Genomic DNA, 13,774 nt, shown 5'->3' with positions numbered 1-13,774 from the left:
ACGCATCGGCCGCTCCGTCCATGAAGTCGTTTCCGGCGTCGGTACGGCCCGCGGGTGGGCTGCTGCGGACGCGGAACTTCGCCCTGCTGTGGACCGGGCAGTCGACCAGCGCGGTCGGCTCCGCGATGACGACGGTGGCGCTCCCGCTGGTGGCCGTCACGACCCTGCAGGCCGGTCCGGCCCTGGTCGCCCTGCTCACGGCCGCCACCTGGCTGCCATGGCTGCTGATCGGTCTGCCGGTCGGCGTCTGGGTCGACCGATGGCCGCGCCGGCGCACCCTGCTGATCGCCGACGTCGCCTCCGCGGCGGTGCTCGCAGCCGTCCCGATCGCGGCCTGGACCGATGTACTGACCATGCCCGTCCTGCTGGCGGCCGCGCTGCTCGCCGGGACCGCCGGGGTCTTCGCCAACGTGGCGTTCAACGCCTTCCTGCCCCATCTCGTCGGCGCGGACGACCTCATGGAGGGCAACGCCAAGCTGCAGACCAGCGCGTCGGTCGCCCTCGTCGCCGGACCTGGCCTCGGCGGCCTGCTGGCCCAGGCAGCCGGCCCGGTCAGCGGCATCCTCATCGACGCCGGCACCTTCCTGGTGTCGGCGGCCTGCCTGCTCGGCCTGCGCCCCGACCCGGAGCCGCGCCCCGCCGCGGGCGACCGCCCGGGCATGCTGCGCCAGATCGCCGACGGCATCGGCTTCATCATGCGGGGACGCCTCCTGCAGGCCATGCTGGTGGTCGCGGCGGTGACCAACTTCGCGATGCTGGGCATCACCGCGCTGCGCGTCGTCTTCCTGGTCCGCGCCGAAGGCACCCCACCGGGGACCGCGGGCCTCGTGATCGGCGTCGGCAGCCTCGGCGCCATCCTCGGCGCCGTCCTCGCCTCCCGCGCGTCCCGCCGCTTCGGCAGCGCCCGCACCTACCTGCTGGCGAACCTCGCAGCCGCCCCCTTCGTCCTGCTGCTGCCCCTCGGCGGCCACGGCTGGCGCCTGGCACTGTTCACGGCGGGCTCCTTCATCGCCCTCGCCGGAGCCACGATGTCGAACGTGATGACCATGACGTTCCGCGGCAGCTTCGTCCCCGCGCACCTGCTCGGCCGGGTCACCGCGGCCTCCCGCATCTTCGTCTTCGGCACCGTCCCCCTCGGCGCGGCGACCGCCGGCCTGCTGGCCTCGACGCTCGGCATCCGCCCCGCCATGTGGGCGCTCGCCGCCCTGTACGTCATCGCCCCGCTGCCCCTGCTCACCACCGAGACCCGCACCCTGCGCGACTTCCCGACCCAGAACTGAGGGTCCCGGTCCAGTACCGCAAACAGGTACCAGTGACGAACCTCGGGCATGCGGTGCGCCAGGGCTCCGAGCAGCGCGCTGCCGTGTCCCTGCCGTTGGCGTGCCGGCCGTACACACAACTCCTGCAACAGGAAGTGGTCCTCGGCTCCGGAGCGCTCCAGGTGTCCGATCGCGAACCCCAGCAGCTCGCCGTCCGCGGCTCGCAGACCGACGCCGTGCGCACGGGGAGTCGCGAGAAAGTCCCCGAGGCGCCGCGTGGCGTCCTCCACACGCCAGGACTCGTTCCACGGCGGCGCGTTGAACGTGGCGACGTACAGCGAGGCGCAGGAGCCGAGGTCCTGCTCTGTCAAGGCGCTGATGATCACCCAGAGAGGATGTCACGCCCACGACCGGCGACCTGGTCTGCCGGTGAATTCGGAGCCCAGGATTCACGTTGATCGTCCACTCGACGTGAAAGGACCCCGCCGAGACCGACGGATCTCCGCACCACCGCATCCTCGCCTGACCGAACGGAACCCGGCACACCACCGACACGCCATCCGGCGTGCGGACCGCGTCGCTCACCTCAACCAGCACAAGCTGATCTTGCCTGATCAGTGAACGGAAGACGCGCCAGAACCCAGCTCCTCACGGACGAAGGACCGCCACTTCCCAGGCCCGTTGAGGGTTTCCGGAGCAGGCAAGCGGAGAACTGGTCGCAGAGCCTCGACCGACTGTTCAAGGATACGATTCATGAGCATGGCACAGAGCCCGCACACCGTGTCCGGAGACTTCGAGCTGACGATGGATGAGCTGCGCGTCGTGGCTCGGTACGTGGTTGGGCACGCCGAGGACGTCCTGCCAATCTTCGAGCAGTCTGTTCCCGACGATCCTCGCCCCCGCGCGGCGATCGACGCGGCGTGGGTGTTCATCAACGGCGCCAACAGGACGAAGTCGCAGCGCGTCACCTCGCTCGACGCGCATCGAGCCGCCCGGTCCGCACCCTCCGAGGCCACGCGACTGGCCGCGCGATCCGCCGGTGACGCCGCCTCGGCCGCATACCTGCACCCCATCGCCCAGGCCAGCCAGGTCGGCCACATCCTGCGAGCCTCCGCGAGCGCCGCCCGCATCGGGGAGCTGATGGCGGGCGGTGACCCCGCGGTCGGGGACGCGCTGCTGGAACGGTCACGGCAGCGCGCGACACCGCCGCTCATCGACGTGCTCCGCCGCTACCCGCCGGCCCCGACCGGCAGCAACCGTGTCGCCCAGCTGATGAGCACACTGGATCACGCCCTGCGAACCGGGCGACCGTCGGCCGGACACCGACGATCTCCGAAACAGCACCGGCAGAACGGTAGCGGTGACGGTCAGGGGCCGTAATCGATGAAGCGGCCGGGGCCGACGATCAGGTCGATCGCCGTCAGGAGAAACGTTGCGGCGCCGACAACGGCGAAGAGGGAGCCGAGGATCCGGTCGAGGAGGATGAACGGTGCCGGGTCGGCTGGTTTGCGACGAAGGCGAGGACTCCACCCCTGCGCGGCCCGGACATGTTTCGTGGCGACGTCACGGTAGTTGGTCGCCAGCGCGGCTCCGACCAGCGTCACTATCGCCGTGAAGGCAAGGAGTATCCACGGGGCGGCCACGCCGTTCAGTCTCGCACGGCGGCGCTCCCGGGTGAGACTCGAAACCGCCCCTGAGCGGCTCTGAGCCGTTCGGCGGGTGCCTGCGCTCCGGCCGGGCGCCTACGCTCTGGCGATGTCGCTCGCCTGGAAGATCGCCGCCGCCGCCGTCGTTGCCGTGGCGGCGTTCACCGCGGCAGGCTCGCCGGTGTTGCCCGGTCTCCGGCCGTCCACCGTCCGGGCATGACGCTTGCCTGGCGGGTCACCGCCATCCTCGTCGCCGTCTCCGCGGCCGGCTACGTCGTGCTGGACAAGTTCGTGATCCAGCCGCTGACCTGGCGGATCGAACCCGGGATCCTCGGCCTGTACGCCGGGTTGATCGCCTTCGCGTCGACGGTCGCCGTGCCGGTCCTCACGTTCCTCTGGCTGACCCGGCGCCTGCGGCCCCGACCCGCCACGTTCACACTGTCCGCGGACCTGGATCGGCCGGCCTTCGTGGCAGCTGAGTCGCCGATGTACCGCGGCATCGCGACCATCGTGTTCATGATGATGGCCGCCAATCTGATACCGACGGAGCGAGTGCCAGACAGCTACCGGATGCGTCTGTCGACGCCGCTGGGCTTCGTCCCCGTTCTCGTGGTCGAGGCCGCCGTGCTGGCCGTCTTCGCGCTGGCTCTTGTGTGGCTGCCCAACTCGTCGGTACGGCTGACCCCGACCGGTCTCACGGTGCGGTATCTCCTGGGTTCCCGGAGCATCGACTGGCATGACCTGTTCCCGGGCGGCCCGCCGCCGACGGTCCGCAGGACCATGCCGCTGCGCTACCGCGGCCGCACCGGACGAGCCAGGCAACTGGACGTCCTGGTGTACACCTACCACGTCGACCGCGAGTTCCTCGCCACCGTCGTACGGCACTACGCCGAGCGCCCGGAGCACCGCCCCGACATCGGCACCCAGACCGAACTGGACCGCCTCCGGATCGGCTTCCAGCACCGGGTGCGGCGGCCTGCTGGCGCCGTGACTATCCTCGCCGAGGCGGCACGGAGCCGCCCAATGGGAGGAAACTGATGAAGTCCCGCAGGAATGTCCTGCTTGCTTTGGCGCTGTCCGGCGCACTCACCGTCACCGCGGCCTGCGGCGACAAGAACCAGAACGGCGACGTCGCGCCGGCGGCCAACGGATCGACCAGTGCCGCGGCGTCACCGACGGCCGACGCGCGCGCGGAGCTGACCAGCGCGTTCAGCAAACTGAGCGGCGTCACCGTGACGTACACGTCGACGACCGATTCAGGCGCGATGGCCAGCAGCAAGTTGACGGGCTCCAGCGACCCTGCCAAGAAGGCCAACAGCGGCACGATGACCATCACCGCGCAGGGGCAGCAGATCAACGGCGATGTCATCGTCGTCGGCACCGACCTGTACCTGAAGCTGAGCCTGCCGATCCCGGGCGTCGACCCGAAGAAGTGGATGTACATCGACGGCACCAAGACGTCGCTGAGCAAGCTGGGCCTCGGCAGCCCGGACGACCCGGCCAACGTCAAGGGCCTCGCTGACACGATCGTGTCGGTCGAGCGGACCGGCACGGGCACGTACAAGGGCACGCTCGACGCCACCAAGCGCAACATCCCGGCAGCCGCCGCCGCCCTGCTCCAGCAGATGGGCGACGTGGCGAAGTCGGTGCCGTTCGAGGCGACGGTCAGCGCCGAAGGCTACGTCACCTCGCTGACGGTGAAGATGCCCGGCGCCGGCCAGATCCCACCGTCGACGGTGACGTCGACGTTCGCGGACTTCGGCAAGCCGGTCTCGATCAGCAAGCCCGCCGCCACGGACGTGCAGCCCGCCCCGGCGGCGCTGCTCGCCCAGTTCGCCTGACCCACCGGCAGGGCCGCTACCGCGACGGTCGGTAGCGGCCCTGGCATCCTCGTCGGTTGGCGGGTGGGGTCAGAGCACGTGGAGGTCGGTGACGTCGACCTGGATGTCGCCGTCGTGCTCACGGATGAAGGTGCTGAGGGTCATGTCGCTCAGGCCCTCCTCGCGTGACCACAGGGACACGTCCACCGCCCAGCCGCTGCCGTCGTCGAGTTGTAGCGCGGTGGCGTGCTCCCAGGCGGCGGGCGGCAGCGGAACGAACGTCGCCGGGTACTCCCGCGCCCAGAGGCCGAGGTCGTGGTCCGGGTCGTCGCGGTAGGGGCTGTGGTCCCGTGCGACACCGGCGTAGTCGCCTGCGACGAGCCGGTCGACGATCGCGGTCAGCACTGGCCGGAAACGGTCCGGCACCGGAAGCTCGTCCAACACGCCCTCCACCCCACTGTCAGCTGTCGGCCGAGTCTACGAGTCGGCTCCGACAGCTCTGAGACCGCTGGGTCCGCCCGGTGGGCAGGTCGTTAGAGTCTGCCGATGGTGCAGCGGTGGCGGCAGGTTCTGGCACGGCGGTGGCGGCACGTGGTCATGTTCGGGCTGCCGCTCGCCGCGGTCCTGCTGTCGCTGGTCGTCAAGCCCGCCGCCGAGCCCGCACCGCCACGCGGCGGGCCGGATCCGGCGGTCGGTGCGTGCTGGCAGGGGCACGGGCTGCACGTCGTGCTCACCGCCGAGGCGACCCCGACCGAGAGTGTGGCCTGCGAGGTGCCGCACCAGCTGGAGACCGTCGCCGTCGGGCACGTCCCGAAGGCCCTCGCCCGCCGTGACGCGCCGCCGCAACGGGCCGAGCTCACGGGCGAGTTCGCCGGCTGCGGGCGGACGGCGGGGGAGTATCTCGGCGCGGACTGGCGGACGCTGGACGTGTCGCTGCTGCTGTTCGCCCCGCCGGCCGAGCAGTGGCAGGCGGGCGCCCGCTGGTACCGCTGCGACGTGGTGGCGCTCGGCGGGGACATCGACAGCGTCCGGGACCGCGAAGGCTCGGTGCACGGCGACCCGGCCGGTCACGGACCGTCCAACGACCTGACCCTGAACTGTGCCGTCAGGTTCGTCGCCGACGACGAGTGGGCCGGCACGAAACGGACCCCGTGCACGGAGCCGCACGACATGGAGTTCGCCGGCGTGGCCGAGTCGGCGGCGCCCGCGTTTCCGGAGACCGCGGCGGCCCGCGACGCGGCGTTCGGGGACCAGTGCCGGGACCGCGCCCTCGCGTACACCGCGATGCCCGGCGACCTGATGCGCAGCCGTGCCGTCACCGTCGGGTTCCTGCCGACCGGCGAACCGTCGACGTGGCCCGGCGGCGACCACTACGGCCGCTGCTGGGTGTTCCTGCCGCACCCGGTCACAGTTTCCATCCGCGGGGCCGGCGACCTGCCCGCCTGACCGCGGCGTCGTCCGGGGACGAAGCGTATGGACGGCGCCTCCTAAGATCAGCGGATGTCTTGGCTGCGGTGGGTACGCCGTACCGTCGCTGTGGTTGTCAGCGTGTGTGCGCTGGTGGGTGCGGTCCGGCTGGTCGCGCCAGCCACCGGCGGCACGGGCGGCGAGCCGAACGGGGTGCGGCGGCAGCTGGCGTTCCTGCGCGCCGCGCTCGACGACGGCGCCGGTGAGGACGCGCAGCAGCTGTACCCGGAGGGGTACTTCTTCCTTCATGCGCTGTACGGCCTGACCTGGGTCGAGCTCGGCATGCGCGGCCCCGCGGGCGAACGGGCGACGGCGCTGCGCGAGGCCCGGTGGGCGTGGCGGCACCTCGACGACCCCGCCGGCAAGGCACCGTTCAGCGAGAGCCTCACCCCGCCGTACGGCGTCTTCTACCAGGGCTGGAGCAACTGGCTGCTCGGCGGCGTGCTGAGCCTGCAACCCGCCGGGCAGCGCGACCCGGGGGAGCAGGCGCGGTTCGCGGCGGCGGCCGAGGCGCTCGGCACCGCGTTCGACGCGTCGGCGTCGCCGTTCCTGCAGGCGTATCCGGGCCAGGCGTGGCCGGTGGACTCGACCGTCGCCATCGCGTCGCTACGGCTGCACGATGCGCTGCTGCCGCCACGGTACGGCGCGACCGTCACCCGCTGGGTCGCCGGCGCCCGCGAGCGGCTCGACCCGAGGACCGGCCTGCTGCCGCACCGCGCGGACCCCGCCACCGGCGAGCCCCTCGAGGTGGCCCGCGCGACGTCGCAGAGCATCATCCACCGGTTCCTCGGCGACATCGATCCGGCGTTCGCCCGCGAGCAGTACCTGCGCTTCCGCGACCAGTACGTCGTGCGCCCGCTCGGCCTCGGCCCCGCCGTGCGCGAGTACCCGGCCGGTCTGGACGGCCCGGCGGACGTCGACTCGGGGCCGCTGCCGCTCGGCGTCAGCCTCTCCGCGACCGTGGTCACCATCGGCGCCGCCCAGGTGCAGCACGACGCCCCTCTCGCCGCGGCCCTGGCCAACTACGGCGAGCTGGCCGGCCTGCCGCTCGGCACGCCGTGGACCAAGCGGTACGCCCTCGGCCTCGTCCCGGTCGGCGACGCGTTCCTCGCCTGGTCGAAGACCGCCCGGCCGTGGGTCGCCCAGACACCGTCCGCGCCGCCGGAGACCATCCACTGGTGGTGGCGGCTGCCCCTGCTCACCCTGCTCGCGGTCCTCGGCACCGCCCCGTGGATCCCGGCCCTGGTCCGCCTCCGCAAACGCCGCCGATCCCGACCAGCCGGTGGCGCCTGACAGCGGGGGCGGCTGACCGCGGGGGCGCCTGATCAGCTGGTGGTGATGACCGTGGTGGCGACGGAGACGGCGGTCATCGAGGCGATGAGGGCCTGGATGCGGGCGACGGCCTGCTGGACGGCGTCGGCGGCCCAGTTGTCCTTGCCGATCGCGTCGATGCGCGCCTTCAGCTCCTTCTTGTCCCGGCCGGGGAACAGCTTCCGCGCGAGGTCGACCGCCTGCACGAGCCCGAGCAGCGCCGCCGTCCGCGCGGGCACGGGACCGTCACCGTCGAGGGCGGCGGCGAGGTCCCGCCGGACCGCGGTCTCGGCGGCGGGCTCGGTGCCGGTCGCCGACGCGTACCGGGTGCGGGGAAACACCCACAGGACCCGGTCCTGCTCGCGGCGCAGCACCCCGGCCTCGACCTGCCGGTCGAGCAGCCGCCCGCGCAGCCCGTCGGCCAGCGGCTGAATCCAGGCGTCGGGCTTGCGCGGCTTCTTCTCCAACACGACACGGTCCAGGGCCGCGTCCGCGACCGGGTCCCCGGTCGGCGTGGCGTCGGTGACCACGACCTGGTCGCCGGCGAGGTCGATCCGCCCGGCCAGCATCAGGTCGAGCAGCACCGCCCCGGCGAGCCCGTAGTCGAGCGCCGGGTCGCCGACCAGGTGGTTGCCCTCGTCGTCGAGAGCCAGCAGCAGGAAGTGATCCGCGAGACCGTCGCTCATGATCCCACCGTAAGCCGTCCGCGCATCCCGCGCAGCACGCGGCGGCGTCATTACGCGGGAGGAGCTCCGTTCGCCCGCACCAGGTCCGCGACACCGGCCGGGTCGAACGCGGGACGCGCGGCGGGATCGACGTCCCGCCACGCGAGTTGCCAGAACTGCGGGAGGGCTACTGGGTCAGTCGTCACGCTCGGCCTTCCGTACGGCAGCCGGCCAGCCTAACGGGTTCGCCCTCCCGCTCGCCGCCCCGTTTACGCCGCGGCGCGTTCGGCGACGGGGCGGCGGCGCAGGACCGGGTCCGTCAGCGACCGTGGGCGCCAGGCGCCGTCCGCCCGGTACAGGTCGGTGCCCGGCGGCACGATCTCGTCGATGCGGTCGAGGGCGGCGTCGTCGAGGGTCAGGCCGGCGCCCTTCAGCGAGGCGTCCAGCTGGGCCATCGTGCGCGGGCCGATGATGACGGACGTGACCGCGGGGTGCGCGATCGGGAACGCCTGTGCCAGCTCCGGCAGCGTGCAGCCGAGGTCCTCGGCGACGGCGACGAGCTGCTCGACCACGTCGAGCTTGCGGGCGTTCTCCGGCAGCGACGGGTCGAACCGGGCCGGGTTCAGGGCGGCCCGCCCGGCGGACAGGTCGATCGGGTCGCCCTTGCGGTAGCGGCCGGTCAGGAACCCGGACGCGAGCGGGCTCCAGGTGAGCACGCCCATCCCGTACCGGGCGGCGACCGGCAGGACGTCCTTCTCGACGCCGCGGGCCAGCAACGAGTACGGCGGCTGCTCGGTCCGGAACCGGTGCAGCGCCCGGCGTTCCGCGACGTGGTGCGCCTCGACGATCTCCTCGGCGGGGAACGTCGAGCAGCCGAACGCCCGGATCTTGCCCTGCCGCACGAGGTCCGTGAGCACCGACAGGGTCTCCTCGACGTCGGTGGTCGGGTCGGGCCGGTGCACCTGGTACAGGTCGATCCAGTCGGTCCGCAGCCGCCGCAGGCTGTCCTCGACCTCCCGCACGATCCAGCGCCGCGAGTTGCCGCCCCGGTTCGGCCCCTCACCCATCGGGAAGTGCACCTTCGTGGCGAGCACGACGTCGTCCCGCCGCCCCTGCAGTGCCTCGCCGACGATCTCCTCCGACTCGCCGGCGGAGTACATGTCGGCGGTGTCGACGAAGTTGATGCCCTGGTCGAGTGCGGCGTGGATGATCCGCACGCAGTCGTCGTGGTCGGGGTTGCCGACGGCGCCGAACATCATGGTGCCGAGACACTGGACGCTGACCTGCATGCCGGTCCGGCCGAGAGCGCGGTATCGCATGTCGCGCAGCGTAGGACCTGGAGTGGACTCCAGGTCAACCGCCAGACCATCGACGTCGTTCACGAGCGCCCGAGATGATGTTGGGTGGCCGGGGTCGCCGCGGTGCGACATGATGACGCCGTGTCCCCATCCCGTCCACGGCGAGTGCCGCGTCCGCGCTGGCGGTGGCTGGCCACCGTCGCTGTCGTCACAGGCTCGATCACCGTCGGTTGGGGCCTGCAGCCGTTCGGTCGCGCGGTGGACACGATCGGCCTGGTCGCGGGCCTCGGGCAGCTCGTGTTCGCGGCGATCGCCTGGCGTCAGTCCGTCACGGCGACCGGGCCGGGCACGCCCGACCATCAACGCCTGCTGGAGGCCGCGAGGTTCCTGCGCCGGCAGATCCTCCAGCAGTGGCACGAAGAGGTCGGGGACCGCCGGCTGCGCCACCCGCGGCCGTTGCAGCTGCGCTGGGAGAACGCCGTGCCCGGCCGGCCGGCGTCGCTGACCATCACGCCCGGCAACCTCGTCGACGAGACGACCGGACGGGAACCGGCCGCCGCGCTGGTGGACGCGTTCCGCCGGCTGCAGCACCGTCAGCTGGTCATCCTCGGCGAGCCGGGCGCCGGCAAGTCGACCGTGGCGATGCTGTTCGTGCTGGCCGCGGCCGGCCGGGACGACGACCCGGTGTCCGTGCAGCGGCCCGTGCCGGTCCTGCTGAGCCTCGCCGCCTGGCGCGCCGACCAGGAGACGCTGCACGAGTGGATCGCGCGGCGGCTGGTCGAGGACTACCCGGAGCTCGCCGACGCCGCACGGTACGGCCCGGACGCCGCCGCGCGTCTGGTGGCCGAGCGGCTGGTCCTGCCGGTACTGGACGGGCTGGACGAGATGCCCGCCGGGCTGCTGCCGGACGTGTTCGACGCGCTCAACGACGTTGCCGGGGTCGGCGGGCTGCAGACGGTGGTCACCTGCCGGCGGGCCGAGTTCAACGCCGCGCTCGCCGACGTCGCGCCGCTGCGCCTCGCCGCGCTGGCGGTCATCAGGCCCATCCGGGTCAGCGACTCGATCGCGTTCATCACCGGCGAGCAGGTCGACGCCGACCGCTGGCGTGAGGTGGTCGAGCGGATGCGGCAGGAGCCGGCGGGTCCGCTCGCCACCGCCCTGTCGACGCCGCTGATGACGGCGCTCGCCCGGGCCGTCTACGAGCGGCCGCACACCACGCCGGCGGAGCTGTGCGCGCTGCCCGATGTCCCCGCGATCCAGCAGCACCTGCTCGACCGGCTCCTGCCGACGGTGTACCCGGCCGCCCGCCTGCCGGTCGCCGAGCGGGCGCTGTCGTTCCTGGCGGCGCATCTGCAGGAGCGGCTCGCGACACCGAACCTCGCCTGGTGGCACCTGGCGCGGGCGGTGCCGACCGGGGTGGTGGTCTGGTCCGTCGCGGCCGTGATCGCGGCGGTGGGTGCCGCCGCTACGGCATACGTGCAGCCCTTCGGGTACGGCGCGGCGCCGGACGCCCTGTTCGGCGCCGGGATCGGGCTCGCGGCCGGCACGGTGGCCGGGCTCAACGCGGCCCGCGGCATGACCGCCACGAACACGCCCGCGACCGGCCGGCGGCGCTGGACGGGGCTCGTCGGCGCGGCGGCCCGCGACGGGCTCGCCGGCGCGCTCGTCGTCTGCGCGGCGACCGGCTGGTACTTCGCCGGCCGCGCCACCTCCGGCGGGATCGGCCTGCTCTACCAGCTCATCCAGCTGCTGGTCTTCGGTACCGGCCTCGGCATGGCGCTCAGCGTGGTCCTGCAGGGCCTGGCGCTGGGCCGCGGCTCCACGCCGAACCGGGCGGCGCCCCGCCCCGGCCTGCTGGTGCCGCGGCTGGTCTCCGGGCTCGGCATGGGCCTGGCGTTCGGGCTGCCCGCCGGGCTCACACTGGGCGTGGTCGCCGGGGTGTCCGAGCGCGACCTGCGCAGCGGCCTCATCGCCGGGCTGCTGACGGTGCTCGTCGTCGGCGCGACCGTCGGCCTGCCGGTCGGTGTCGGGCGGTGGTTCGCCACGCCGGTCGAGGCCGACACCCCGCTCACCCCGCGCACGGTGCTGCGCGGCGACCTGATCAGCCTGACCGTCACCGCGTTGAGCTGCGCGGTGACCGCGGGCCTCGGCGACGCGCTGCTCACGATGGTCACGTCCGGCATGAGCAGCGGGTCGCTGGTCCAGTTCGCCGGGATGTCGACCGACTCCCCGCTGGAGGCGGCGCCGTGGGCAGCGCTGGTCGCGTTCGGCGCGGTGCTGCTCGGCTCGGGCGCGCCGAGCGTGTCGTACATGATCGCGCACGGGTGGCTGGTCCTGTGGCGGCGGCTGCCGTGGCGGCTGTTCATGTTCCTCGAGGACGCGCACGAGCGGGCGATCCTGCGGCAGCTGGGTTCGGTGTACCAGTTCCGCCACGCCCGCCTGCTGGAGCGCCTCGCCGCCGGGCACCGCCCCGGCCGCTACGGGCGGCTGGTGGAGACGGGCGCGGAGGTCGGCGCGATCCTGCGCGGTGAGCGCCCGCCACCGCGACGGGCCGCTCGCCTCGGCGTCACGGCGGTGGCGATGCTCGTGCTGCCGGCGCTGCTGGTGACGGTGTCGTTCCCGGTTGCCCGCGACCGTCTCGAGGCGGCGATCGCGGCCGAGGACAGCGACGACGCGGCCGAGCTCATCGACAAGGCGGACACCCTGCAGGAGTCCGATCCGATGACGGCGCTGCGGCTGCGCGCCGCCGCGGCGAAGCTGGACTCCGACGACTCGTCCAAGCTGGATCTCGGCTCCGTCCTGGACCTGCTCGCGACGGGCGAGGTGCTGACCTGGCGGAAGGCGGCCAACGAGATCGTCGAAGGCGACCAGTGGCTCATGTTCAACGACGCTGACGGCCGTGGCACCGCGTGGGGACCTGCCGACACGTCGGCGGCCGGTCCGGTCCCGCTGGGTGACACCGGAGGGCTGTCGGACATGTTCAACGACGGTGCCTGGGCGGTGTCGGAGCGGTTGCCCCGCCTGGTGTGGCAACTGTCGAATCCACGGCTGGAGTCCGCCCACATCGATGAGGAGGCCGAGCTCAGCATCGGCCCAGGCGGCTGGCTGCTGTGTCTGTACCCGGACGGGCGGCTGACCGTCTTCGATGCCCGGTTGTGGCCGGCGCGCGAGGTACTCCTGGCGACCGACGTGACGGAGACGGCGAGCGACGCCACCCGGTGGGTGTACGCCGCCGGTCGGGACGGCACCCACGTCCGCGTCATCGATTTCGCGACCGAACCGCCCCGGGTGGCGACGCTCGCGGACCCCACCGCCAAGCTCGACGCCGACGCCAGTGGTGAGGTCCTGGTGACCACGTCGGCTGCCGGCGCCATCACGCTCTGGGATCCCGCCGACCCGGGTCGCCCGCGCTACGTGGGCGCTGCGGACACCGACGCCACTGTCTCCGTCTCCGGACCACGGCTCGTCTTCGTCGGCGACCGACTGGTCGATGTGGGGACGGCGCCCGCCCGCTCGATCGAGTACGACGACGCCGCGGCCGTGCCCGGTCACGACGACCGTGCCGTCGTCCTCAGCGGTGGTGTCGTCTCGGTTGTCGACTTCGGCGCGAACCCGCCGGCCTGGCGGACGGTGGCGACCGGTGTGGACACGATCGACTTCGACGATGGCGATTCGGTGCTGCTCGGATCCGATTCCAGCGACACCACGCGGCTACTGGACCTGACCCAGGATCCGCCGCGGGTCACCGCCACCGGCGAAAGGCTGATGAACGGCGACGTGTTGGCGGACGCCTCCGGGAACTGGTCGGTGCGGAGCCGGCACCTGCCACCGGTGTACGTCGGGCCCGGCGGCCAGTACAACTCGGTCGCGGTCGGCGACGAGGTCGCCGTGCTCGGGCAACGGGACGGCAGCCTCCGGATCGTGCGGCTCGCCACCGGCCAGCAGCGGATCGTCCCGCTCGGCGGTCCCTTGGCGTCGCCGGTCTACCTCACAGACGACGGCCGATGGGCATCCGTGGCCGTGGCGGGCAAGATACAGGCAGTGAACGTCTCGACCGGCGAACTCCAGCTGATGGGCAAGCGCGACGACTACCGCGAGGTCCGCGTCTACCGGACGAACGGGCGTATCGGTGACTGGATCGCCGTCTGGAAGAACCCCGCCCAGCCAGGCACGACACCGACCCTGCGGCACGTCGCCGGCGACCCGATGGTCGCCGCGTGCCGGCTCATCCAGAAGCCGTTGTCGCCGCACGAATGGAGGACGCTCGTGCCACAGCTGACCTACGTCAACCCGTGCCCGGGAGCCTGA

Annotated in this window: 12 protein-coding genes and 1 pseudogene; 7 read left to right on the top strand and 6 right to left on the bottom strand. The window is 72.7% G+C overall.

Annotated features, from left to right (window positions below):
- The first annotated feature begins 20 nt into the window (after positions 1–20).
- The gene (locus ACQEVZ_RS46990; RefSeq protein WP_433380644.1) at positions 21–1,280 is read left to right on the top strand and encodes an MFS transporter; all 1,260 of its coding nucleotides are present in this window, start codon (positions 21–23) and stop codon (positions 1,278–1,280) included.
- Positions 1,281–1,327: 47 nt separating this feature from the next.
- On the opposite strand, the pseudogene ACQEVZ_RS46985 reads toward ACQEVZ_RS46990, so the two are convergent.
- Positions 1,328–1,645 (bottom strand): annotated as a pseudogene (locus tag ACQEVZ_RS46985) (N-acetyltransferase family protein); the annotation flags it as partial.
- 367 nt (positions 1,646–2,012) lie between these two features.
- Here ACQEVZ_RS46985 and ACQEVZ_RS46980 point away from each other — a divergent pair.
- Positions 2,013–2,639: a putative immunity protein gene (locus tag ACQEVZ_RS46980; RefSeq protein ID WP_433380641.1), complete on the top strand. Its 627-nt coding sequence runs from the start codon at positions 2,013–2,015 to the stop codon at positions 2,637–2,639.
- On the opposite strand, the gene ACQEVZ_RS46975 is transcribed toward ACQEVZ_RS46980, so the two are convergent.
- Positions 2,627–2,902, bottom strand: a complete 276-nt coding sequence (locus ACQEVZ_RS46975) for a hypothetical protein (protein WP_433380638.1) — start codon at positions 2,900–2,902, stop codon at positions 2,627–2,629. The genes ACQEVZ_RS46980 and ACQEVZ_RS46975 overlap by 13 nt on opposite strands.
- Positions 2,903–3,121: 219 nt before the next feature.
- On the opposite strand from ACQEVZ_RS46975, the gene ACQEVZ_RS46970 reads away from it, so the two are divergent.
- Together ACQEVZ_RS46970 and ACQEVZ_RS46965 are read left to right on the top strand one after the other, a co-directional pair.
- Positions 3,122–3,943: a hypothetical protein gene (locus tag ACQEVZ_RS46970; RefSeq protein WP_433380635.1), complete on the top strand. Its 822-nt coding sequence runs from the start codon at positions 3,122–3,124 to the stop codon at positions 3,941–3,943.
- Positions 3,943–4,746 carry a hypothetical protein gene (locus ACQEVZ_RS46965; RefSeq protein WP_433380632.1) on the top strand — a complete coding sequence of 268 codons (804 nt, stop codon included), beginning with the start codon at positions 3,943–3,945 and terminating at the stop codon, positions 4,744–4,746. Before ACQEVZ_RS46970 ends, ACQEVZ_RS46965 begins: the two co-directional genes overlap by 1 nt.
- Before the next feature lie 69 nt (positions 4,747–4,815).
- On the opposite strand, the gene ACQEVZ_RS46960 is transcribed toward ACQEVZ_RS46965, so the two are convergent.
- On the bottom strand, positions 4,816–5,169 hold the full coding sequence (locus ACQEVZ_RS46960; protein WP_433380629.1) for a DUF7668 domain-containing protein: 354 nt from the start codon (positions 5,167–5,169) through the stop codon (positions 4,816–4,818).
- A 102-nt stretch (positions 5,170–5,271) separates the two neighbouring features.
- Between ACQEVZ_RS46960 and ACQEVZ_RS46955 the strand changes: the two genes are divergently transcribed.
- Entirely contained in the window at positions 5,272–6,171 is a 900-nt protein-coding gene (locus tag ACQEVZ_RS46955) for a septum formation family protein (RefSeq protein ID WP_433380626.1), read from the top strand.
- A gap of 54 nt (positions 6,172–6,225) precedes the next feature.
- The gene (locus ACQEVZ_RS46950; RefSeq protein ID WP_433380623.1) at positions 6,226–7,485 is read left to right on the top strand and encodes a hypothetical protein; all 1,260 of its coding nucleotides are present in this window, start codon (positions 6,226–6,228) and stop codon (positions 7,483–7,485) included.
- 32 nt (positions 7,486–7,517) lie between these two features.
- Here ACQEVZ_RS46950 and ACQEVZ_RS46945 read toward each other — a convergent pair whose 3' ends face one another.
- The 3 genes from ACQEVZ_RS46945 to ACQEVZ_RS46935 form a co-directional block, all read right to left on the bottom strand.
- Positions 7,518–8,189, bottom strand: coding sequence for a GOLPH3/VPS74 family protein (locus ACQEVZ_RS46945; RefSeq protein WP_433380620.1), 672 nt, complete (start codon positions 8,187–8,189; stop codon positions 7,518–7,520).
- Between the two features lie 50 nt (positions 8,190–8,239).
- A complete protein-coding gene (locus ACQEVZ_RS46940; RefSeq protein WP_433380617.1) occupies positions 8,240–8,374 on the bottom strand; it encodes a hypothetical protein in 135 nt (44 codons plus the stop codon).
- Between the two features lie 63 nt (positions 8,375–8,437).
- A complete protein-coding gene (locus ACQEVZ_RS46935) occupies positions 8,438–9,487 on the bottom strand; it encodes an aldo/keto reductase (protein ID WP_433380614.1) in 1,050 nt (349 codons plus the stop codon).
- Positions 9,488–9,724: 237 nt separating this feature from the next.
- On the opposite strand from ACQEVZ_RS46935, the gene ACQEVZ_RS46930 reads away from it, so the two are divergent.
- Complete coding sequence (locus ACQEVZ_RS46930) at positions 9,725–13,774, top strand: hypothetical protein (protein ID WP_433380611.1); 4,050 nt, start codon at positions 9,725–9,727, stop codon at positions 13,772–13,774.

Origin of the sequence: Dactylosporangium sp. CA-152071 (assembly GCF_050936335.1) — a bacterium.
In the GTDB taxonomy this organism is placed as follows: Bacteria; Actinomycetota; Actinomycetes; order Mycobacteriales; family Micromonosporaceae; genus Dactylosporangium; species Dactylosporangium maewongense.
Note: the sequence above shows the minus strand (reverse complement) of the source record. Positions and strands in the feature narration are given on the sequence as shown.

Bases quoted from the DNA above. Each gene is read 5' to 3' on its own strand.
- ACQEVZ_RS46990 (WP_433380644.1), top strand. From the start codon at position 21: ATGAAGTCGTTTCCGGCGTCGGTACGGCCCGCGGGTGGGCTGCTGCGG.
- ACQEVZ_RS46980 (WP_433380641.1), top strand. From the start codon at position 2,013: ATGAGCATGGCACAGAGCCCGCACACCGTGTCCGGAGACTTCGAGCTG.
- ACQEVZ_RS46970 (WP_433380635.1), top strand. From the start codon at position 3,122: ATGACGCTTGCCTGGCGGGTCACCGCCATCCTCGTCGCCGTCTCCGCG.
- ACQEVZ_RS46965 (WP_433380632.1), top strand. From the start codon at position 3,943: ATGAAGTCCCGCAGGAATGTCCTGCTTGCTTTGGCGCTGTCCGGCGCA.
- ACQEVZ_RS46955 (WP_433380626.1), top strand. From the start codon at position 5,272: ATGGTGCAGCGGTGGCGGCAGGTTCTGGCACGGCGGTGGCGGCACGTG.
- ACQEVZ_RS46950 (WP_433380623.1), top strand. From the start codon at position 6,226: ATGTCTTGGCTGCGGTGGGTACGCCGTACCGTCGCTGTGGTTGTCAGC.
- ACQEVZ_RS46945 (WP_433380620.1), bottom strand. From the start codon at position 8,189: ATGAGCGACGGTCTCGCGGATCACTTCCTGCTGCTGGCTCTCGACGAC.
- ACQEVZ_RS46935 (WP_433380614.1), bottom strand. From the start codon at position 9,487: ATGCGATACCGCGCTCTCGGCCGGACCGGCATGCAGGTCAGCGTCCAG.